The sequence below is a fragment of the Nostoc sp. DedQUE08 genome, from assembly GCF_034530895.1.
Lineage (GTDB): Bacteria > Cyanobacteriota > Cyanobacteriia > Cyanobacteriales > Nostocaceae > Nostoc.
The window spans coordinates 1-22,493 of the sequence record NZ_JAVRCD010000001.1 but is presented as its reverse complement, the minus strand read 5'-3'; the positions used below and the strand labels follow the sequence as shown (position 1 = coordinate 22,493).

At 40.2% G+C, this 22,493-nt stretch carries 16 protein-coding genes; 9 read left to right on the top strand and 7 right to left on the bottom strand.

The genetic code is table 11. The annotated features are described in order from the left end of the window. From rplI to RMY64_RS00070, 3 genes are all read left to right on the top strand, one after another. Window positions 1-459 carry a 50S ribosomal protein L9 gene (gene rplI, locus RMY64_RS00080; RefSeq protein ID WP_322674026.1) on the top strand — a complete coding sequence of 153 codons (459 nt, stop codon included), beginning with the start codon at window positions 1-3 and terminating at the stop codon, window positions 457-459. Between the two features lie 144 nt (window positions 460-603). Beyond that, complete coding sequence (gene dnaB / locus RMY64_RS00075; RefSeq protein WP_322698968.1) at window positions 604-3,219, top strand: replicative DNA helicase; 2,616 nt, start codon at window positions 604-606, stop codon at window positions 3,217-3,219. Window positions 3,220-3,243: 24 nt separating this feature from the next. Continuing rightward, window positions 3,244-3,762, top strand: a complete 519-nt coding sequence (locus tag RMY64_RS00070; RefSeq protein WP_322698967.1) for an alpha-ketoglutarate-dependent dioxygenase AlkB — start codon at window positions 3,244-3,246, stop codon at window positions 3,760-3,762. 185 nt (window positions 3,763-3,947) lie between these two features. On the opposite strand, the gene RMY64_RS00065 is transcribed toward RMY64_RS00070, so the two are convergent. The 3 genes from RMY64_RS00065 to RMY64_RS00055 all read right to left on the bottom strand — a co-directional run bounded on the left by RMY64_RS00065 (window position 3,948) and on the right by RMY64_RS00055 (window position 5,625). Further along, window positions 3,948-4,469 (bottom strand): FKBP-type peptidyl-prolyl cis-trans isomerase, encoded by a 522-nt coding sequence (locus tag RMY64_RS00065; protein WP_322673998.1) that lies wholly within the window; start codon window positions 4,467-4,469, stop codon window positions 3,948-3,950. A gap of 78 nt (window positions 4,470-4,547) precedes the next feature. Next, on the bottom strand, window positions 4,548-4,874 hold the full coding sequence (locus RMY64_RS00060; protein WP_190941652.1) for a phasin family protein: 327 nt from the start codon (window positions 4,872-4,874) through the stop codon (window positions 4,548-4,550). Window positions 4,875-5,214: 340 nt separating this feature from the next. Then, the gene (locus tag RMY64_RS00055) at window positions 5,215-5,625 is read right to left on the bottom strand and encodes a 2TM domain-containing protein (protein ID WP_322673997.1); all 411 of its coding nucleotides are present in this window, start codon (window positions 5,623-5,625) and stop codon (window positions 5,215-5,217) included. 543 nt (window positions 5,626-6,168) lie between these two features. Here RMY64_RS00055 and RMY64_RS00050 point away from each other — a divergent pair. After that, the gene (locus tag RMY64_RS00050) at window positions 6,169-7,053 is read left to right on the top strand and encodes a ParA family protein (protein WP_322673996.1); all 885 of its coding nucleotides are present in this window, start codon (window positions 6,169-6,171) and stop codon (window positions 7,051-7,053) included. 421 nt (window positions 7,054-7,474) lie between these two features. Next, a complete protein-coding gene (locus tag RMY64_RS00045; RefSeq protein ID WP_322698966.1) occupies window positions 7,475-10,858 on the top strand; it encodes an EAL domain-containing protein in 3,384 nt (1,127 codons plus the stop codon). A 74-nt stretch (window positions 10,859-10,932) separates the two neighbouring features. Here the strand turns inward: RMY64_RS00045 and RMY64_RS00040 are convergent, their stop codons facing one another. Together RMY64_RS00040 and ileS are read right to left on the bottom strand one after the other, a co-directional pair. Beyond that, entirely contained in the window at window positions 10,933-12,084 is a 1,152-nt protein-coding gene (locus RMY64_RS00040) for a histidine decarboxylase (RefSeq protein ID WP_322698965.1), read from the bottom strand. Window positions 12,085-13,058: 974 nt separating this feature from the next. Further along, the gene (gene ileS, locus RMY64_RS00035; RefSeq protein WP_322698964.1) at window positions 13,059-15,989 is read right to left on the bottom strand and encodes an isoleucine--tRNA ligase; all 2,931 of its coding nucleotides are present in this window, start codon (window positions 15,987-15,989) and stop codon (window positions 13,059-13,061) included. Between the two features lie 642 nt (window positions 15,990-16,631). Between ileS and RMY64_RS00030 the strand changes: the two genes are divergently transcribed. The 4 genes from RMY64_RS00030 to RMY64_RS00015 all read left to right on the top strand — a co-directional run bounded on the left by RMY64_RS00030 (window position 16,632) and on the right by RMY64_RS00015 (window position 20,665). Beyond that, complete coding sequence (locus tag RMY64_RS00030; protein WP_322685873.1) at window positions 16,632-16,997, top strand: Lin0512 family protein; 366 nt, start codon at window positions 16,632-16,634, stop codon at window positions 16,995-16,997. Between the two features lie 572 nt (window positions 16,998-17,569). Further along, window positions 17,570-18,928 carry a Rieske 2Fe-2S domain-containing protein gene (locus RMY64_RS00025; RefSeq protein ID WP_322698963.1) on the top strand — a complete coding sequence of 453 codons (1,359 nt, stop codon included), beginning with the start codon at window positions 17,570-17,572 and terminating at the stop codon, window positions 18,926-18,928. A 461-nt stretch (window positions 18,929-19,389) separates the two neighbouring features. Continuing rightward, window positions 19,390-19,728: a hypothetical protein gene (locus RMY64_RS00020; protein WP_322698962.1), complete on the top strand. Its 339-nt coding sequence runs from the start codon at window positions 19,390-19,392 to the stop codon at window positions 19,726-19,728. Window positions 19,729-19,942: 214 nt separating this feature from the next. After that, a complete protein-coding gene (locus RMY64_RS00015; RefSeq protein WP_322698961.1) occupies window positions 19,943-20,665 on the top strand; it encodes a hypothetical protein in 723 nt (240 codons plus the stop codon). Window positions 20,666-20,710: 45 nt separating this feature from the next. Here RMY64_RS00015 and RMY64_RS00010 read toward each other — a convergent pair whose 3' ends face one another. Both RMY64_RS00010 and RMY64_RS00005 read right to left on the bottom strand, forming a co-directional pair. Continuing rightward, window positions 20,711-21,598, bottom strand: a complete 888-nt coding sequence (locus tag RMY64_RS00010; RefSeq protein ID WP_322673989.1) for a hypothetical protein — start codon at window positions 21,596-21,598, stop codon at window positions 20,711-20,713. A 48-nt stretch (window positions 21,599-21,646) separates the two neighbouring features. Further along, on the bottom strand, window positions 21,647-22,156 hold the full coding sequence (locus tag RMY64_RS00005) for a hypothetical protein (RefSeq protein WP_322698960.1): 510 nt from the start codon (window positions 22,154-22,156) through the stop codon (window positions 21,647-21,649). Window positions 22,157-22,493: the final 337 nt, after the last annotated feature.

Below are 22,493 nucleotides of genomic sequence, written 5' to 3'. Positions count from 1 at the left end.
ATGGCGAAACGCGTGCAGTTAGTTTTAAATCAGGATATCAGCAAGCTGGGAAAATCTGGCGACTTAGTGGAAGTAGCTCCTGGCTACGCTCGTAACTATCTGATTCCCCAGAAATTGGCAACCAATGCCACTCCTGGTATTCTCAAGCAAGTAGAACGCCGTCGCGAGCAAGAGCGTCAACGGCAATTAGAACTCAGACAACAAGCTCTTGAGCAAAAAGAATCTTTAGAAAAAGTTGGCAGCTTGACAATTGCCAAACAAGTTGGTGAAAACGAAGCAATTTTCGGTACTATCACCACCCAAGATGTTGTAGATGCAATTAAGGCAGCCACCGGTCAAGAAATCGATCGGCGTGGAATTACCATCCCCGATATTAACCACCTTGGTACTTATCAAGCCGAAATTAAGCTGCATTCAGAAGTAGCGGCGCAAGTCGATATTCAAGTAGTAGCTAGTTAATCTCAAAAGAGGGACAAAGGGATAAGGGGGATGAGGGAGCAAGAGAAACTCCTAACTCTTGTACAGACGCGATTAATCGCGTCTCTAATCCTACACAAACGCGATTAATCGCGTCTCTAGCAAAATCTCAAAATAAAATCGTTTATGGCTGAAGAATTGAGTTTTCAAGGCGATGGTAGCGATGCCTACAGCGGTCAACTACGCCTTCCACCACAAAATATTGAGGCGGAAGAAGCGATTTTGGGGGGTATTTTGCTAGATCCAGAAGCGATTAGTCGAGTTAGCGATCGCCTTCTTCCCGAAGCTTTTTACATTAGCGCTCACAAAGATATTTATCAAGCAGCTGTGAGGCTCCACACCCAAGGTAAACCCACAGACTTACTCTCTGTGACAAGTTGGCTGACCGACCATGAAATGCTAGCCCGGATAGGTGGTAGAAATAAATTAGCAACTCTGGTAGACCGTACAGTGTCAGCCGTGAATATCGACGCCTTAGCAGGGTTAGTGATGGAAAAATACCTGCGGCGACAATTAATTAAAGCTGGCAATGAAATTGTACATCTTGGTTACGAAACAGAAACCGAGTTACCACAAGTTTTAGATCGGGCAGAACAGAAAGTTTTTGGTGTTACTCAAGAGCGTCCCCAATCGGGTTTAGTTCATATTTCTGATACTCTAATTAATAATTTCCAGGATATTGAAGATAGAAATCAAGGCATTGCTTTACCTGGAATTCCCTGCGGATTTTACGATTTAGATGCCATGACTAGCGGCTTTCAGCGTTCTGATTTAATTATTATTGCGGGCCGTCCATCGATGGGGAAATGTTTGCATGAAAATGTGGAAATACTTTTGAGTGACGGGAGTATCTCAACTATTAAAGAAATATATCATCGTCGGCAAGCTGAGTTAATAACTTTAGGAAATGATTGGAAGTTTCATTTAACTCAAGCTTCAGCCTTTGTTAATGACGGCATTAAACCAGTTTTTAGTGTTACTACTCGCTTAGGACGATATATTGAAAGTACTATCACCCATCCTTATTTAACCATCAATGGATGGCGACAACTTTCAGAATTAAGAGTAGGGGATAAAATTGCTGTAGCTCGTAAACTTAATGTATTTGGTACAGAAACTATCCGCGAGTGTGAAGTTAAATTATTGGCATATTTCATAGGTGATGGGTGCTTAACAGATTCAACACCAGAATTTACTAATATTAACTCTCGCATCCAAAATGATTTCACATACGCTGTTATCAGCTTTTCACCCAAGTTGAAAGTTAGGATAGAAATTAGGAGTGAACGCACCCCAATACTCTATGCAGCTATGTCTCAAGGGCAAAAGAATCCTTTAACAACATGGTTGGAAAACATAGGACTATGGGGCAAAAAAGCTGATGCCAAAATCATTCCGCAAGCTATTTTTAAATTGGAGCGATCGCAAGTTTCCTTATTCCTCAATCGTTTATTTGCAACCGATGGATGGGCTACAGTACTTACAAGCGGTCAATCGCAGTTAGGCTACTGTACTGTCAGCGAAAAATTAGCTAGACAAATACAACATTTGTTATTGCGATTTGGAATTATTGCCAGTCTGAAAGAACGCTCTGTGAAATATAAAGACACTCGCAGACAAGCTTGGCAATTAGATATTACTGATGCCCAGAGCATCAAAAATTTTATCTCAGAAATTGGTATTTTTGGCAAAGAAGAGGCATTAAATAAGGTCGCAGATGCAATAGCTAAAAAGAGATATCAAACAAATCGTGACCTCATTCCCATAGAAATTTGGGAACAGATAACAACAGCTAAAGGTAATGAACCTTGGACTCTTTTAGCTCAACGTGCCGGAATTCAAGGGTATTCAAATATCCATGTTGATAAACGTGCTTTAACACGAGAAAGGCTTTGGATATTAGCAAGTACTTTAGAAAATTCGCCACTTCAAGAGTTAGCAGCGAGTGATGTGTACTGGGATGAAATAGTTTCGATTAAATCGATGGGATGCAAACAAGTTTATGACTTAACAATCCCAGAAACACACAATTTTGTCGCCAATGATATCTGTGTTCACAATACCGCGTTCTGTCTGAATCTAGCTCATAATATCGCTGCTTCTTATAAGTTACCAGTTGCTTTTTTCAGCTTGGAAATGTCCAAAGAGCAACTGACGCAACGTCTATTAGCTAGTGAAGCGCAAATTGAAAGTAGTTATTTGCGAACTGGTCGCCTCAGTCAAACACAGTGGGAACCTTTAAGCCGTGCTATTGGTATTCTCTCTGAAATGCCAATTTATATTGATGACACGCCGAATATTACAGTTACACAAATGCGTAGTCAGTCAAGAAGACTGCAAGCTGAAATTGGAACTGAATTAGGATTAATTGTAATAGATTACTTGCAATTGATGGAAGGAGCAGGTGATAATCGCGTACAAGAATTATCAAAAATTACGCGACAACTCAAAGGTTTGGCGCGGGAATTATCTGTACCAGTTATTGCTTTATCTCAGTTGAGTCGAGGGGTGGAAGCACGTACTAACAAACGCCCGATGTTATCTGATTTGAGAGAATCAGGTTCGATCGAACAAGATGCGGATTTAGTAATAATGTTATACCGCGACGAGTACTACTCTCCCGATACTCCCGATCGCGGCATTGCAGAAGTAATTATAGCTAAACATCGCAACGGCCCTACAGGTACTGCGAAACTTTTGTTTAATCCACAATTTACAAAGTTTCAAAATTTAAAAATTTAGCCAGACTAAGTAGTTATTTGAGCAATGAATGAGCCTGATTTACTCATTAATGATGTATTTTTGCCGAATAGTCATTCTCTATTTAATAGTCTTGTATCCATAATTAACTGGGATGAGCGTATACAGGCACGAAAAACAGCTAGCTTTGGTTCACCATATAATTACTCAAACATTTCTTACGACTCATGCCCGATGCTGAATGAGTTAATTCCTATTATTGATAGGCTTGAAAAACACTTTGGGTTTCGACCAAACAATTGTTTAGTCAATTATTACACAAATGGTAACTCAACAATGGGATTTCACTCCGATTCAATTGATGAACTCATGGACGATACTGGTATCTCTATTATTTCGTTAGGGGCTGAAAGAATAATTACATTTCAAAATAAACTAGACAAAACCATTGAACATAGTTACTTACTCAAAAGTGGTTCTCTACTTTTTATGTCTCAAAAGACGCAGCAATACTGGAAGCATGGAATTCTCAAGCAACCAGAAACATTCGGGCGTATCAGTCTGACTTTTAGGTTGTTGGTATAGTTGCGGCAGTCCGATTAAAGTTACAGATACTTTTTCTCATCTTTTCTAGCTATACTTCTGTCCCATCTGTAGTTTGAAATACCTAATTTATCTGATAGGGTATTGGGCATTCAGAACACAGAGAATAGAAACTTATGTTAATAACTCCTCCTTGTTCCCAGTACCCAATCCCTAGTCCCCAATCCCTATTTAACTCCCAGCAATTCCACTTCAAAAATTAGAGTGGCATTGGGTGGAATCACGCCACCAGCACCACGAGCGCCATAGCCTAACTCAGAGGGGATGATTAACTGACGAAGACCGCCTACTTTCATAGTGCTAAGTCCTTCATCCCAACCTTTGATTACCTGTCCAGCACCAATTTTAAAGCTGAACGGTTGACCGCGATCGCGTGAACTATCAAACTTAGTACCATTTTCTAAAGTGCCGACATAGTGAACTTCAACCGTTTGTCCCGGTTTAGGAGTCGCCCCAGTCCCCTCTTTTAACTCCACATACTTTAATCCAGAGGGAGTGGTTACGGCATTAGCATCAGACATAGGATTACTCGCTATTAAGATATTGTTTTCAGTTACAGTTGTGGAGGCTGGCGGCGTTTGGGTTAACTCGGCAGCAATTGCAGTATTCTGTTTACTACTTACTTGCCCCACAATCAAAAGCGCAACACATACCAGCATGAAGGCCACGCTGAGGAAAATTGGTTTCAAAATCAGTTCTCCTTACTTAGGTATCCTGGCAAAAAGATTACCAACAGGACACATTTAGTTTAAATCAGAAAGGGCATTCTAACGCCAAAGCTTATTTTCTAAATCGCGTAATTGACGCTCTAAACGGTCAATTCTACCCCTCAGTTCGTCCACTTCTGACTGACGAGCCACCCCCAAATCCTGCATCATGTTTCGCATTTGCCGTTGCATTTGCACATCGAAGTTTCCCTGTTCCGACTTTAACTGCTGGGCAATATCATCTATTACCGCCTTGGCTTGCTCAGGATTGAGCTTACCGTCTTTGACTAAATCATCGCTGACTTGCCGCAGTTTTTCTGCGACTATAGACGTTGTGCCAAGACCCACCATCATTAGCTGTTGCAACCAGTTGTTGTTGTTGTCCATACTCCCTTCCTCTTATCTTATTAACCAGCCGACCCTTGCTCCTGAGTTTAGGCAATCAAGCTTCTTAAAGCGTAGTTATTCTAGCCTACAGCTCTATTTTGGCAAATTGGCAAGCACAAAGATAAGGATCAAAGGTCGTGATTATACAACTCCTCAAGTTTAAGGTTGCCCAGATTTATATATTTTGCAATGTCACAGGCAATTCCCTATAAATTACAAAGCTCACACTCACCCCTGGCGGTGAATGTGAGTAGTTCATGAGAAGATTTTATTTAGAAGGACGCACAAATTTGGATAACAGCGATCGCTAAATATCTGAGATTGATCGTTAAAGGAGAAGTTAAATTTGTGTACGCCATTTCTGAAAAGCGATCTCGTCATCCTCTGATTTACTCTGATAAACACTCCACCAATGAAAAAATAATCCTAACCCCCATCCTAATACTGGGAAAATAGCCCAAAAATAACTAGGACTAGTGATTAAATTTAAAAGAATGAGGAATAAATTCACCGCTACGAAAGAAACAAAGTGTGTCCAAAAGGCTCTGCGTCGGAAAGTATTAAATGTGTGTCGCGAACGTTCCTCTTCTTGTTGAACCAGCCACTTTTTTTCAGTTGCTTCCAAAATATTAGAAGAAATACCTAACTCAGATGCCATTTCTAAAAGCTGTTCTCGTGAAAATTCACCTTTGTCTTTACGAGTGAGTGCTTTTTGCAGGATTTGTTCTACATCTTCTGAATCGTAAGTCATTTTAATTACCTTATAAGTTTGTGTGTAAATGCGCCTTTGATTTCACGAAATTATCGATCGGCTTCGTTCAATTCAATTAGCAAATGCATCCACATTTTGCACCCAATACTTAGTGATATTCACAACACTATTATTTTCTCACAATTGATTTAGGGCTACTGTATTTGTCAATACCTCTATAATTGCTTTGGAGAGCGAGCTGTTACAGGATTAAGCCAAACTATTGTCATTATGGAGTAAAGGAGGCTGATAGCTCGATTCCAGGTAAAGAGCCAACTACATGTTACTGCCTCAATGAGTAAAAATCGCTGAAATCACTCTTTTGAATTTCTGAAAATATTAAATTTAATGGAAGATTTAAAATATCAGCAGAGGTGTACGCTACCTAGTAGTCTGTCAACCCAAAAATGCGCTTGTGAGGTTTGGAGAAAGGGGAAAGGGTAAGGGATTTAAAACATGAGTCCCTTTCCCCCTTACCCTTTACCCCGTTTGCGTCACGAAAGCAAACTACTAATGGGAATGCGTCAATAGAGGACTCAATCAATGGGATATGTAATTGCTACTGCCAATATGAAAGGTGGTGTTGGTAAAACCACCCTCACTGTCAACTTAGCTACTTGTTTAGCTAAAAATCATGGCAAGCGGGTGCTTGTCCTTGATTTAGACAGCCAAATTAGTGCCACACTCAGTTTGATGTCGCCTTTAGATTTTGCCAAGCTTCGTAAACAAAGTAAGACATTTAGGTATCTGATAGACGAAGTTATCAATCCAGATCCCCAAGCAAAGTTTACAATTCAGGATATCATTCAATCCCAGGTTTGTAATCTTCCCGGACTAGATTTATTGCCGGGAGATATCGATTTATATGATGAATTTGTTGTTTCAGAAATGCTGCATCAGCAAGCAACTGCTTTGGGCGAACAAGACTTTGAAACGATTTGGAATCGCTTTGAAAGGGTCTTAATTAATAATATTTTAAAACCAGTACATCAAGAATATGATTTTATCCTTCTCGATTGCGCACCGGGCTATAATCTCTTGACTCGTAGCGCTTTAGCTGCCAGTGATTTCTACATACTTCCTGCAAAACCAGAACCATTATCTGTAGTGGGTATTCAACTCCTAGAAAGACGGATTGCCCAATTAAAAGATAGTCACGGACATGAAACCAAAATAGATATAAAAATGTTGGGAATTGTATTTAGTATGTCCAGTGCTAACCTGCTCACTGGCAGATACTATAAACAAGTAATGCATCGCGTTGTCGAAGATTTTGGTGTCGAAAAAATTTGTAAGGTACAAATACCTGTTGATGTCAATGTTGCTAAGGCTGTTGATAGTTTTATGCCAGCTGTTTTAATTGCTCCCCAATCAGCAGGTTCAAAAGCTTTCTTGCAATTAACTCAGGAGTTGTTGCAAAAGCTATAGCTCTAGTTAATTATTGATGAACAACACGATTTCCGATTTATTAAATTAGAGATATCAATGTAAAGACGTAGTAATGCTACGTCTTTACAAGGGTTTCAGGCAATGAATAATTGATTTTTGGAGATGTCTATGTCTATTAGGTAGGTCACAAATCTGAACCTTTCAATTTTTTAACGGTCTAAAGAAAGAGAATTTATACTTACTCAGTGAGAAACAAGCTATATGGAATAAATCTCAAATAACCAATTGAAAATTCTCTATTCCAGAAAGCTCTTTAGGCATAAGGTCAATCTAAAATCTAAAATCCCCAATTCAGTAACAAATAAGTTATCCTTTTTTAAAGTTCAGCAGTTATACGGAAGCTATAATTGGTGAGATTCAGCTATTGAGTGAAAAGGTCAGTAAATCTCACTAAGAAACAATGGTTAGTAACGATTCTGCACGGGCACAGAACAATGAGCACTTGCTAATGCGCCTACCACGGACTCTAAGTTATCTCGAAACCTGGGGCTTTGGGTTAACTGGTCATGTTGGATGGATTGGTACTGCCCCTATCATTCATGCAGCGTTAGGGCCGAAAGCTATCTTAGTTTGGTTTTTTGGCACGATTATCTCCTTTTTGCTTAACTTGCAGGTACAAAGTCTAGGTAGGCATTGGTCAGATGTTGCCGGAGGAACACCAAACTATACCACAAGGCTATTAAAGAAGTTTCCTGGCTTAGGCCGTTACGTAGCATTAGGATACTTTTTTAGCTGGGCAGCAGCACCTGCACTGTATGCAATTATTCTCACCAACTTAATTAAAGTCAATTTTGAAACATTAGGTATTTCTTGTCCAGAAACTTTCTTAAAATTTTTATTTACAGCGATTCCATTTGTTTTAGCGTTCAGTGGCACCCGTGCTTTGGCGCTTCTACATTTATTTTTTGTATTTCCAGCGATTTTATTACTGTTATTGTTTTGTGTTCAAGGCGTATTATGGTTAGCCTTCTCATCTGCTAATTTTAATTTTCTCCCAACTAGCACCCATAGCCTGAGCTTTCAAGAATGGGCAAAATGGTTTTTTCTAGCTAGCTATTCAATTTATGCTTGTGAAACCACTTCTTCTTTTGTTGCTGATAGCCGCCACCCATATAAAACTTTAAAGTTTTTAACCGTAGCTGCTTGGTTAATTCCTCCGGTGTTTCTAGGTGGTTCTTGGGTATTAATGCGTTCGGCTCCAAATTCAACAATAGGTGAGGATGCGTTTTTAAATCTAGTAGAAGCTTCTAAACCTTTTTGGGGTGAATCTGCCCCTTTTCTAGTAACACTTCTAATTACTATATCTTGCCTTCTAAGTTCTGCTACAGCAGTTTCTAACTCTCCTCGGATATTATACCAGCTTGCCTTAGACAGACAGCTTTCTCCTATATTTGCATTAGTTTACCGTCAAGGTGTCCTTGTTCCTGCTATTTTAGTTACCTTTCTACTCAGTTTGCTTTGTCTAAATTTGGGAAATATATCTCAACTTGTCACAGTAGCAGGCACCTGTTATCTCATGTCTATTATGGGGCTACATCTGGGATTATGGATGTGTCGTGGCAAACCATACGTGTTATGGCCTTGGTGGTCACTTGGTTTTTTCATGGTCGAAGCGGTAGTTCTAATAGTGGGAGGTTTAGCTTGGAACTGGAGAGATTTCTTAGTGGGATTATTATTACCCATTATTTTGACAATTGGAGATTTAGTTCTAAGGCAGTTAAGATTTGCGCCATTACATCCAAATTGGTGGACACAGCGTTACGATACTAAGCCTAGTAGAAATAATCCAGATTTTGTAGTATTACAAGTGATTGTTTTAGTATCATTAATTTGTATTACTGCCACAATCAGTTGGGTTATTCGCGATTTTTTAGATAGATTTTCTAATCATCCTCAAAATTCCTTTCTAGCGATTTTATTAGTGACGCTTTCTTTTACAGGGGTTGCGATCGCTTGTTGGACAACCTTACCACAAATCATTGCTATTGATGAAGCACGCAAACAAGCAAGAAACCTATTTATCACTACTCTCGATACTGTTCCAGATACTGTTTTAGTATTAGATGAAGATGGGACAATTTCTCAGACAAATGCCGCTGCTGAAGAATTATTTCAAACAAGTGTTCAGCAGCTACTTGGGCGAAACTTAAATCAACTTCTAATATGCTATCGCGGCAAACCGGAGCAATGGTCTACTAGAAGCGAGCAAAGCTTGAAAATTAACCAAGGTTTGCGAATTGTTGAATCAACGATTTCCCAGCCATTTAATTCTTTGCTACGGGAGTATATTGTTATTGTCCGTGATATCACTAAGCGGAAGCTAGCAGAGAAAGAATTAATCCAGTATCGTTATCAACTTGAGCAGTTGGTGCTAGAACGCACTATTGAACTTATTAGGGTTAATAAACAACTTCAACAAGACATTGTTAAACGTCAAGAAGCACAAGAACAATTACTGCACAATAGTCTTCATGATGGGCTAACTGGATTACCTAATCAACGGTTATTTATGGAGCGGGTGCAGCAGGCAATAGAACAGTCTAAACAGCAAAATAATTATTTATTTGCCGTACTATTCTTAGACCTAGATCGCTTTAAAGTTGTTAATGACAGCCTTGGACATCTACTAGGAAATCAACTTCTGATTGCAATTTCTCATCGGCTCAAGTCAGTTCTGCGAGGCGGAGACATAGTAGCTCGTTTTGGTGGAGATGAGTTCACAATCTTAATTGAGGAAATTGAGGATATTAACACAGCGATACAGGTAGCCGAGCGAATTAAAAAGGTGCTAGCTTTGCCATTTCAATTAAATGAGCATCGGGTGTTTACTAATGTTAGTATTGGCATCGCTTTTAGTAGAGCAGATTATGAGCAAGCAGCACAGATTGTACGCGATGCTGATGTGGCAATGTATTGTGCCAAATCACTTGGTAAGGCACGTTATGAGGTTTTTGATCCAAAGATGCACGAGGGTGCAGCTTTGCTTTTAGAGTTAGAAACTGCTCTGCGAAATGCGCTGCTCAAGCAAGAAGAATTTCGCCTTAATTACCAACCAATTGTTTCTCTGACAACTGGCAAAATTATTGGATTTGAAGCACTGATACGTTGGTATCATCCAGAACGAGGACTTATTTCCCCTCAAGATTTTATTCCCCTAGCTGAGGAAACTGGAATGATTGTTAGTATCGGGCAATGGGTGCTTTATGAAGCCTGTCACCAAATGCAGAAATGGCATAAACAATTTCCTACCTCACAACCTTTGACGATGAGCGTAAATTTTTCTGGTAAACAAATCACACAACCCGATGTGTTTAAACAAGTTAAACATATTTTGCAGCAAACTGGACTGGAGCCATGCTGTTTGAAATTGGAGATTACTGAAAGCTTGTTGATGGATAATTTTGAATTAGCTACCACTGTGCTTTCCCAATTAACAGCACTGAATGTTGAAATGCACATGGATGATTTTGGGACTGGCTATTCATCCTTGAGTTATCTACATCGCCTACCAATCAAAACCATTAAGATTGACCGCTCTTTTGTTAGCAGTATAGGTAGTCGAGGAGAAAATTTAGAAATTATTCGAGCGATTGTGACATTAGCCCATAATTTAAATATGTCTGTAACAGCAGAAGGCATAGAAACTGTAGACCAATTAACACAATTGAAGGCTTTAGAATGTGATTATGGGCAAGGGTATTTTTTCTTACCACCTATGGAACGGTCTGAAGTAGAAATACTCCTTGCTGCTAACTTGTGCGGAAAAAACTTTTTAAAAAGATAAAATCTTGGGAGCAAATTCTTTTTAAAGAAACACTTTGTTAAACTGGGTGATTAATTTCACTTGGGAATCTATTCTTAGTGTAGTGTTGATTGTAGGTGGAAATTATCTACGTTATCAACTAATCCTTCTTCTAATAAAAGTTCGTTAACAAAAGTATCTATTTTGTGCCGATCGATATTTTGCATGACTATAATGTGTACCCAATTTTCATAAATCGCTAGCTGCCACTTTTTAATTAATCTTTGAGAAGGTTTTTGAAACACTACGGTATTGGAAAATTTATTGAGCATACATGGATATTCTCTGATTTTAAGTTGTTGGAAAAGATATTGAGCATTATCTATACAAGTCTTTGCTTCTTTGGCTAATCCATCATAACCTCTTGTTTTCATTGCATACCAAAGAATCAGAGGGGTATGACCGTTTCTAGAACCCAGAATGGTTGTATCTGATGAACCAATATATTCAATTGCTGTTTCAATTTTTTCTACCCATTTTTTCTTGGTTAAAACTACACCGCAAGGCAAGGGCGAACCAATAAATTTAGCAGAAATAGCTATACTATCTATCGGTTTTTGAAAGTTAACTTGTGGAGCGCCATCTAGAAAGGGTAATATTAATCCTGAAAGGGCGGCATCACAATGAATGTAGTAATCTTTAATTTGATTGCGTTCTAAAATTTCGAGAACTTTGTCTAAGTTATCAATTGCGCCTTTGACAGTAGTCCCAATATTCAAATTTACGATCGCAGGATAATTGCGATTTTCGCTAATCAGTTTTTCAAAATGTTCATAATTCATTTCTCCATTAATTTGTGAGTTAACAACATTGTGTTGAATGCGGAATAATTTTGCTGCTTTTGGTATGGAGTAATGAGAGTCTTGTGATGAGTAAAGAATACCATCAGGGTAGATTTCTCTTGCTAAGAACATTCCATATAAATTACCTTCAGTTCCGCCAGCAGTAACATAACCCCAAAACTGATTTTCTGGAATTTTATAAAGTTGAGCAAAAAAAGATAATACTTCTTGCTCAAACTTACGAGAATGGAGACCAAAATCTGGTTCAATATATGGATCTCCAGCATTATTTAATAGAAGATTGAAAAATTTGCCGATCGCACTGTAATCACAACTTAAATTATATGGATAGCCTGTATGAAACTGCGATCGCTGTTCTATTTGCACCAGAAAATCAGCCAATTCCTTAGCAATTTTGTTTGACATATCTCTCTATCTCTTAAATTTTGATCGAGTTAATGGATGTTTTAAACCAGATTACACGTATTAATCCATACCTTTATTTTTTTTTAATAATAACCTAATTCATGGCTTTCAGAGAAGATAATACAGTGAAAATACTGATAAATCTTCAGTAATAATACTCAATTCTTTGCTGCAAAAGTATATTACACTTGAAACTTCTGCATAATATGAAGTAACTAGAATACGTATTACGTAAAATATTCTTTCAGTTGCTGACTGTAACCTGATTTAATTACATATTTAACTTTGTGCCAGTTGCGTAATCTCTCGGCATGACTAGGCTATACAGCGAAGTCCGCTTATGCGGACTTCATCGTGTTAAAAAGAGATTTCTAGAAATTAAATATCGGTTATATAGAACGCTAAAAGGTTGTTTGAAAAGTAGTTATCCCTCTTCTGTCACTTTCCGGGAGGGCGATCGCTAGAAGCCTCATGAGGCAATCAATACAAGCTATACTATTAGAAAAAAATCGGTCTTGTATTTGTTATTAGAAAATAATCGCGCGATCGCAGGCTATACAAAAGCTCTAGAATTCAGAAATGGCAAAAGTTTTCGGAGAGTGACAGAAGAGGGATACCTATGATTTTAGGCACTTGTTGATCCCCCCTAACCCCTCGATAAATTGGGGGGAACCGGAATTAAAGTCCCCCAATAAATTGGGGGATTTAGGGGGATCTGGAACGTTTTGCTACCAACAAGAGGACTTTTCAAACATCCTCTAATAGAGACTTAGCACTGCTCGTCTCTATATTCTTGCAGTTTTCCAGTAGATGAGGCACAAAATGCAGGACTCAGGCATCAAACATCAAGAGTTTCTACTTGCTTGTTTCTGTCTTTTGCCTCAAATCCTGTAGTTTTGTACTTCACGTAAAAGAAAACTGCTGTCAGTGCATTTAGCCATTTTTAGTTTGCTAGTGCCGTGGAATTTTTGCTTTTAAAACTCTCCAGCTAAGGCTGCAACACACCGTTCGCAAATTAAGGGATGTTCTGCTGATTCTCCCACATGAATAGAGTAGTTCCAACAGCGATCGCATTTTTGCCCGTCTGCATTCGTTACTCCAATTCCCCAGTCTTCCGTCTGCGCTGTATATTTCAATCCTTGCAATCCTTCAGCAGAATCTAATAATTCCACCTGGGAAGTCAGCAATAAATACCGCAGTTCGTCAATCCCGTTACCCTTAACCGGGTTAAAGGCTTTGATAGCATCGCCTAATTGTTTGTTAGGTATATGAATCAAAGCTTTCGCCTCCAGAGAAGAACCAATGAGTTTTTCTATCCTGGCTTGTTCCAACACTTTATTCACATCGGTGCGGAGTTGTCGCAGCGTTTCCCAAAATTCTGCTAACTCTGGATTACGCCATTTTTCCTCAACCTGCACCCAACCGGCTTCAAATACCGATTTGTAAGGTGTTTTGTATGGGAGATATTGCCAGATATCTTCGGCAGTGTGAGATAACACTGGTGCGATCGCTCGTGCTAAATTATCTATTGCTATCTTCAGCACCGTTTGACAACTGCGACGGCGGAAAGCATTCTTAGCACTGATGTACAGCCTGTCTTTGGCCACATCTAAATAAAAGTTGGATAAATCCACCACGCAGAAATTCTGCACTGTTTGGAAGAAGCGGAAGAATTGGAAACTTTCAAAGGCAACGGTTACTTCTTCAAACACTTCGGTGATGCGGTGCAGCATATAACGGTCAAGTTCTGGCAATTCTTCAAAAGGAACTGCATCTTTTTCCGGGTCAAAATCATCCAAGCTACCCAACAAAAACCGCGCTGTATTGCGAATTTTACCTCTAACATCATTCATCTGCTTAATGATGTTTTTGCCAATGCGAACATCGCCGGAGTAGTCAACCGATGATACCCACAATCGCAATACATCTGCACCGTAAGGCGGTTCTACTTTTTGATTTTTTCCGCCTTCAATGATTGTATTTGGATCGACCACATTTCCTTCAGACTTACTCATCTTTCGCCCTTGTTCGTCCAAAGCGAAGCCGTGAGTTAGTACAGTTTTATAAGGCGCAATATCATTTACCGCTACACTAGTGAGCAAGCTGGATTGAAACCAACCGCGATGTTGGTCAGAACCTTCCAAATATATATCAGCAGGGTAGCGTAATGGACGCTGTTGGACGACGGCTGCCCAAGATGACCCAGAATCAAACCATACATCCATTGTGTCTGTACCCCGGCGGTAAGACTTGCCATTATTACGATAAGATTCTGGTAATAATTCCTCAACTGAAAGTTCCCACCAAGCATCGGAACCTTTTTCTGCGATGATTCCTTGGACATGGTTGATTGTTTCTTCGTTCAGCAGTGGTTCTCCCGTGGCTTCGTCGTAGAAAACGGGAATGGGTACACCCCAAACGCGTTGACGAGAGATACACCAATCGGAACGTTCTGCCACCATTGGCGTGATGCGATTTTCACCTTGGGCTGGAATCCATTTTACCGTGGCGATCGCCTTTAATGCTTCTTCCCGAAATCCTTCCACAGAGGCAAACCATTGTTCCGTGGCGCGGAAAATCGTTGGCTTCTTCGTCCGCCAATCATAAGGATATTTGTGGGGATATGGTTCTTCCTTCAACAAAGAACCAGCCGCAGCCAGTGCATCAATTACCGCTTGATTGCCATCACCCAGAACATTCAACCCTGCAAATTCTCCCGCTTCTTCGGTAAAATTGCCATTGTCATCCACTGGTGCAAGGATGGGCAAACCGTAACGCTGACCAACAATGTAATCTTCTTGACCATGACCGGGAGCAGTATGTACCAACCCCGTACCCGATTCAGTTGTGATGTAATCGCCGCCGACAACAATCGGACTTTCGCGGTCATATAGAGGATGACGATAAGTAGTATGTTCTAAATCATTCCCCTTGAAGGTGGCTTTTACAGTTAACTCAACTCCTAAGGTTGAAGATAAACGTTCCACTAAATCAGCAGCAACGATGAGATAGCGGAACCTCACCGTTAACGGAGAGGGGGAAGAAACTTCCTCACTCCCCCTCCCTGCTTGCGGGGAGGGGGTTAGAGGGTGGGGTTCCACTTCCACCACTGCATAATTCAAATCTGCATTCACCGCCACAGCCAAATTCCCTGGAATTGTCCAAGGTGTAGTCGTCCAGATAGCCACACCCAAATCTGACTGATATTCCGCCAACAGTGGTTTTACAGTTTCCGCCAAACTTGTGATTGCAAAAGCTGCATAGATACTGCGGGAAACGTGACCTTCAGGATATTCCAACTCAGCTTCCGCCAAAGCGGTATGAGAACTCGGACTCCAGTGAACCGGCTTTAAACCGCGATAGATGTAGCCTTTTAAGAACATCTGACCAAACACGCCAATTTGAGCCGCTTCATATTCCGGCTTTAGAGTTAGATAAGGATTATCCCAATCACCCCAAATACCGTAACGTTTAAAATTTTGGCGCTGGTCGTTTACCGTCGCTAGACCAAATTCTTTCGCTTTTTGCCGCAGTTGTAAAGACGTTAAATTTTGCCGTTCTGCTGACTTCATGTTCTGCAAAACTTTTAACTCAATCGGCAATCCGTGACAATCCCAACCAGGAACGTAGCGAACTTTACGCCCTTGTAACATTTGGTAGCGGTTAATAATATCTTTGAGAATTTTATTTAAGGCATGACCAATATGGAGTGAGCCATTAGCGTAGGGAGGCCCATCGTGGAGTATAAATAATTCGCCGGGGTTATTTTCAAAGAGGCGATCGTAAATTTTATTTTCTTCCCAAAATTTTTGGATTTCAGGCTCACGCTTGATCGCGTTTGCCCGCATATCAAAATTAGTCTTGGGTAGGTTTACAGTATCTTTGTAACTTCCTGATTCGGTCACAGTCTCATGCCTAAAATTAGGTGTGCAGGTTTTATTAATTATAGAAGATGGTATGAAAACCAAAATTCGCTATTTTAACCTGAGTTTGATAAGTATTATTTGACCTTCCCCCAGCCCCTCTCAGCTTCGGCTACCGTGCATACACAAGTCGAATTACCCCCCTTAATCCCCCCTTGGAAAGGCTACGGTGTACACACAAGTCGAATTACCCCCCTTAATCCCCCCTTGTAAAGGGGGGAAATAGAAAATTTAGTTCCCTCCCCTTTATAAGGGGAGGGTTAGGGTGGGGTAAAACTGTCTCTTTGACGAACGAGAGGGACGGTTTTGGGTAGTAAAACCAGGGAGAAGTTTCTAGGCGATAAGGAGACTAATCAGGAATTTTGCGGAGATTGAGAGTTAACCAACAGAAAGTAGTATACTTTTCTGGGTTCGCCTAAAGCTATCAAAAAGTTTCGTCTTCAGGAAACACCTGTGTTTGCGCTACAGGTGATGAAAAGTTACTCAGAGCGTCTGAGTCGCTTGCAACGTATGGTGTGAGGCAGAGGGCAGGAGGATGCAGTAAGTAGCAAAGTGTTTTTCCAAGTAGCTTCTTTAACTTCTGCCTTTTTTAGTGTCAAGATGCAAGATTTACCGGAGTTAGCAATGGCGCGTAAACGCTTGATTATCGAAATGGGGATGGGAATCGATCAACACGGACAAGAACCAACAGTAGCAGCATCTAGGGCAGTACGTAATGCGATCGCTCACAATGCCTTACCTGGTGTTTGGGAAGTCGCAGGTTTAAATCATCCCAATCAAATGATTATAGAAGTTCAGGTGGCAGTGCCATATCCCGAACAAGTTAGAGAAGAAGAAGTACTCGCTGTATTACCATTTGGGCGAAAAACCCTCACCGTAGAATCTGGGGGGATGATAGTTCAAGGGCGGGCGATTCCCGAACTCAACGATAAAAATGACGAAATGTTGATTGCGATCGCTGCTGTTACAGTTCTAATCGAAGATGAGTAGCTGAGGCAATCCTTCTAGAAATCAGAAACTTATAAAAAAGTTATTAAGTGATTTGAGCGCCTACTTTATTTGTGCTGGCGCTATTTTTCATTGTCAAGTATATTTGCTGATTACTTTATCAAAAAGCCTTATTTCTTGCTAAAAATACCCGTTTACTTGCTCAAAATACTTAAATACTTTCTCAAAATGACCTTTGACTTACTCAAAATGCTTGAATGCTTTCTCATTTCGGTATTTTCAGCAAGCAAAATGACCTTTGACTTACTCAAAATGCTTAAATGCTTTCTCATTTCGGTATTTTCAGCAAGCAAAATGACCTTTGACTTACTCAAAATGCTTAAATGCTTTCTCATTTCGGTATTTTCAGCAAGCAAAATGACTTTTGACTTACTCAAACCCCAGTTTGCTTTCTCATTTGGGTGTTTTCCGCAAGCAAAACGATCTTTGATTTTCTCAAAATGCTTGAATGCTTTCTCATGGTTAATTTTTTAATTACCCTAGAAATGTTCTATCTATAGGACTAAAAATTTACTAATCCAAAAGTATAAAATAATAGAAACCTGGAGAAAACTATGTCATTAGAAACAGAAACACTACAGGCGATACCACCAACTTCTACTTTTGAGAAACTAGAGGAAAAGCAAGAATTTAACTGGAGGCAATGCTGGTATCCCGTCACCTTCGTCAAAGACTTACCTGCCAACCGCCCTCATAGCTTTTCCTTGTACGATGAACCTTTGGTTTTGTTCAAAGACCAAAATGGACAGCTTATCTGTTTAACAGATCGTTGTCCTCACCGTACAGCCAAACTTTCTGAAGGACAAATTATTGACGGCAAAATTGAGTGTTTATATCACGGTTGGCAGTTTGGCAGTGATGGTGAATGTCTGCACATTCCCCAATTAGCAGCAGATGCAAAAATTCCAGTCAATGCTTGCGTGCCATCTTTTAAGGTTGTGGAACGTCAAGGCATGATTTGGGTGTGGGCTGGCGAAAAAGAAACTGCTGTTGATGAAATTATTCCAATTTTGCCAGATTTAGACAAGCCAGGATTTGTGTGTGCAGACTTTATATTGGATCTGCCTTATGACCAAACATATCTAGTAGAAAACGTCATCGATCCTGCTCATGTTGCTATTAGCCATAGTGGCACTAGGGGTGGTGGTAATCGTAAAAATGCCCAACCATTAGAAATGGAAGTGCTAGAGAATTCGGCTCAGGGGGTTAAAGGCAGGTGGCGGGGAGCTAACAAATCAAATGAAGCCTGGAAATATATTGATTTTGTTGCTCCAAGTCTTGTGTTAAATACTGCTTATATTGAAAAAAAAGATTGGACATTTGGACTAGCTTTGTATTCAATTCCTTTAGGTAAAGGGCGATGTCGTCTTTTAGCTAGAGGTTATCGTAATTTCATGACTTGGGGAGTCAAGCTGAGGCCGCGCTGGCTCGATCACTTGAATACGAACAAAATATTGGAGCAGGATTTGCCTCTGATTGCGGGACAACAAGCAGAAATTGAACGCTTGGGAAGAAGTCTCAAAGAATTATATTTGCCGCTGAAAACATCTGACACATTAGTGATTGAGTTCCGTAAGTGGTTAGATAAATTTGGCTCATCTTTGCCTTTTTATCAAGGCTATTCTACATTTAAAAATGTTGAGAATAACGAGTTGAATTCAAAATCAATTTTGCTAGACAGATTTTCACGACACACACTTATTTGTAATTCTTGCAATCGAGCTTATAAGCTGACAAATAGGGTCAAACAAGGTTGTATTGGGGTAGCGATCGCTCTAGCTGCTGTAGCAATGCTTGCAGATGATTCTAGAATCAAAATCGCAGCAATATCGGTTTCTATAGCAGCAATTGTCATCTCTGTTATGGCTCATACACTCAAAACTCACTTTGAGCATTCCTACACTCGTCATTAAAATATGTACTGGGAACAGTTCGTAGTAAGGACTTTAGTCGAATGGCACGCTTGTAAAGCCCAAAGACTTATTGTATCCTTGTTCCCAGCCTGGAGGCTGGGAACGAGTTCCGAGAGGCTCTGCCTCTTGTCAAGCTATGGAGGCGGAGCCTCCGAGAATGGTCTCCCAGCCTCCAGGCTGGGAACCAGTTGGGGCAAGGGCTGTATCTTAACTTAGTGCCATTCGACTAAAGTCCTTATTTTCTAAGCACTTTAATGCTTACTACAAACTTTTCATTACTAACTTAGACATTGTACTGCTATATGTGTGGTAAATTTTATCACCTCAAACGATTTACTTAAACCCCTTGTGTGGTTAAGTCGCGATCGAGTTAGTGGCTCTGCGCTAAAGTAAAAATATTGGGATAAAAATCTCTGGCAGTAAATTCAACTGAATCACTAATCTTTACCACTGCGGCGATCATGTCTCAAGAGCATAACGAATCACTCCAAATTCAGGAAATTACCAAACTCAAACCGAAACACTTTGCTGATTTAATCAGATCGGCACAATTGGTTTTCGACCCCACAGCCGGAGTTTCGGGAAGACATATCACAGTTGACTGGGAACAATTTGGAATTCCCCGTGATGTAGCGGACAATCTTAAATCACTTGGTCAGCATTATCAGTATGCATCTCCTCACATCCCGGTTGAAGACATTTGGAGTAAATTAACTCCAGAAACTCGTATTTGGTTCGTTGAAAATAAAGATCGGTTGTGGCAGCTTGAGGAAGCTTTCCCAGCCCTTGACGAAGATTAAACGGCTGAACCATTGAAAGCAATACAAATTATTTGTAGGAGTACAGCATTGCTTAATCTGTCAACTTAGGCAATAAACCATAAGATGTAATCTAAGAACAACTTGATTGATGTTCTTAGATATACATCATAGCCAGAAACTCTCCCGAAGTAGAGATCCATAAAGTATTGTAGATATCGTTAGTCTGCAATCCCTGGCTCTGGATATTGAAAAAATGTTACGACTTTATCATTTATTACTAGGTTCTATTTTGCTGGTGTCAATACCAGTGGTAGCCAAATTTTTTTTACCCCAATTTTCTTCACCCAATGTAGTAAAACCTCCTACCGTTGCCAAACTTCCTAACTCTAATCAGGGAAATATCTGGCAGAAAATTCTGGGAAGTACTGCTGCTCCAACTAATTGGCAAGTTGCTCCCTGTGAAGGAAATGCACCTCTGTTGTGTGTCTCCTCCAAAGGAAAACGTTTGGGTACAGTTGAGATTAACATTTATCCACTAGCAAACAATGAGGATTTCCGAAAGAAACTCTTGGCAGCTCGTATTCCAACTGCTTCTCTAGTAGACTACCAAAGTCCCAAGTACCAAACCCAGTTATTACCAGTACTTAAGACTTGGGTTCTAGAGCATTATGCTGCGTTTGCCAAAGATCGTCAGGATAAATATGGAAAACAGATTATTTTCTCAGCCTACCCACCGCAACCAGTAACCATTGGTAAGCTTCAGGGAATTCGTTATGGGTTCGTCGGAATTAAGCAGCAAGGTGAAGTACAAGAGGAACATATCGGTCATGTTGCCTTTGATGGCACTCAACTTTACGTAATTACTACTGCATTTGACACAGGTACGCAAACAGGTAAGTTTGATAAACTAGAAAACTTGGCTATTTTTCAACCTTACTTGTATGCGATCGCAGCAGATTTGCATTTACCCCAATAGGAATTGGAGATTGGGAAATCTTCCCAGTCCCCACTTCCCATCAACCTAAATCTCAGCTACCGCGCGTTCAATCAAGCGATGTGCTAAAGTTTGCGTGCCAGTGTGCTCATAATAATTTGTTGCTACATCCAGGAATGCTGCGAGGTAGTCCAACTTGTCATCAGCAATATCGGTAAAACTTTGCAAGTTGTGGACAACCTTTTGCGGCGTTAAATTATTGGCGCTAACTAACCCACTCATCCAACCTTTCACAGAGTCAAAGCTTTCACCAATAAAGTTAAGTTTACTGCCAGCATTGCTCCCTGGAATCACATCTTTGATATTTTGGAAAGTTGAGTTTTGTTCTAACTCCTGTGGATTTGTTTGATTCAGCCCAGATATCGCTTTGCTGATAAAATCTGGGCCCAAAGGTATCAAACCATCAACGCAAACTAATGCCACCATGCGGATCAGCGACTCACCACTGTACTCTCCTAAAGAGGCGACAAAATCCCCAATACTGTCTCCCGGAATGCCGTTAATTTGACAGAAGGCTACTAACTCAGCCACTAATTTTAATGTCAGATCGATAGTTTGGGCTTTATCAGGTTTGGGAGTAACAGAGTTTAAAAAACCCAACAAAGGAATTTTTTCGCCGACTTTGTTAGCTAAAGCTGCTGCACCAAGCGCTTTATCTGTATTATCAACAGTTTGATATAACCACAAAGCTGTTTGGTATCCTTGGGATTTATCATTGAATAGATAAATCGCTCTTTCGCCAATTTGCTGAATTAAATCTTCGTCGTCTTCGCCAGTGACTTTCTTAATAGTGTTGACAAAGCCAACGGTATTTTGCCACTCTCCAGGAGCAACAAAATCGAGAGACTTCAACATAGAAACAGTCAAGCCGCCAGTTGGCAATTGATCGACTAACTCAACAATCGATTTACTCACAAAAATCTCCTTATTTAGGTTTTATTATCTGAATGTTAGGAGTGCAAATCATTTCAGTCTAGCCAAACCATTAAGATTAAACTTCTCTAGCCAATCTTCGCGATCGCTAGCTGTAAATGACGAATCGCGAGAAAGTGCTTTTACTTGGTACTTGCCTACCAAAATTGCAGTTTGCGTTTTACCAACTTCTATTGCGGGATAACCGCCAATTTTTTTAGTGCTTTTCGAGAACTTTGCTGCTGCATTGGGTGTGCTAGTGGTATCAGAAATAGACAGCAACGCTATATCTTTACCGCCTTTTTTCAACTTCGCTTCCGCAAAGCCTTTTTTCTCTTGGGTATAGACGCGTTGGTAGCCATCACCAGCTTTTGGAAAAAGTTGATTAAATTCGCTACCCTGAGTTGCGGTTTTAGCTACCGATTGACCGCTTTTTTGTTGAGTGCTTTCTTTTTGTGCCTGGTCAAAACGCCCAGGTGCTTTTGGACTACAGGCTGTTGTCAGTAGTACCACCGACAGCAACAAAGCGGCTACTACCCTATGCCCACGGTGTAAAATCATTTTTGGCTTCTCCTTATACTTTAGCTTTCAGGCAATTATCTGCGCTGCTAGCAATTATTACCCGTAAAATTTACTTTTTGATAATTATTTCCTAAGTTCTCACCGATAAAGGCCATTTTGCGCTTCAAAAAAGTAGGGGCGCAAGCCTTGCGCCCCTACCGCGTTGTCTATTTATCTGAAAATAGCTGTAACGTAGCAATTAACCCAATGCAAAAACGCCCCCCCTTTCGGGAGAGCGTCTTTTATTTATAGAGAATCGTGAAGAGCGTATCTCAGATTATGATTAACCGTTGATAGCAGGAGCACTAAGAGCTACAGGAGCAGAATCGCCAGCAGC

Bases quoted from the DNA above. Each gene is read 5' to 3' on its own strand.
- rplI (WP_322674026.1), top strand. From the start codon at position 1: ATGGCGAAACGCGTGCAGTTAGTTTTAAATCAGGATATCAGCAAGCTG.
- dnaB (WP_322698968.1), top strand. From the start codon at position 604: ATGGCTGAAGAATTGAGTTTTCAAGGCGATGGTAGCGATGCCTACAGC.
- RMY64_RS00070 (WP_322698967.1), top strand. From the start codon at position 3,244: ATGAATGAGCCTGATTTACTCATTAATGATGTATTTTTGCCGAATAGT.
- RMY64_RS00060 (WP_190941652.1), bottom strand. From the start codon at position 4,874: ATGGACAACAACAACAACTGGTTGCAACAGCTAATGATGGTGGGTCTT.
- RMY64_RS00055 (WP_322673997.1), bottom strand. From the start codon at position 5,625: ATGACTTACGATTCAGAAGATGTAGAACAAATCCTGCAAAAAGCACTC.
- RMY64_RS00050 (WP_322673996.1), top strand. From the start codon at position 6,169: ATGGGATATGTAATTGCTACTGCCAATATGAAAGGTGGTGTTGGTAAA.
- RMY64_RS00045 (WP_322698966.1), top strand. From the start codon at position 7,475: ATGGTTAGTAACGATTCTGCACGGGCACAGAACAATGAGCACTTGCTA.
- RMY64_RS00040 (WP_322698965.1), bottom strand. From the start codon at position 12,084: ATGTCAAACAAAATTGCTAAGGAATTGGCTGATTTTCTGGTGCAAATA.
- RMY64_RS00030 (WP_322685873.1), top strand. From the start codon at position 16,632: ATGGCGCGTAAACGCTTGATTATCGAAATGGGGATGGGAATCGATCAA.
- RMY64_RS00025 (WP_322698963.1), top strand. From the start codon at position 17,570: ATGTCATTAGAAACAGAAACACTACAGGCGATACCACCAACTTCTACT.
- RMY64_RS00020 (WP_322698962.1), top strand. From the start codon at position 19,390: ATGTCTCAAGAGCATAACGAATCACTCCAAATTCAGGAAATTACCAAA.
- RMY64_RS00015 (WP_322698961.1), top strand. From the start codon at position 19,943: ATGTTACGACTTTATCATTTATTACTAGGTTCTATTTTGCTGGTGTCA.
- RMY64_RS00005 (WP_322698960.1), bottom strand. From the start codon at position 22,156: ATGATTTTACACCGTGGGCATAGGGTAGTAGCCGCTTTGTTGCTGTCG.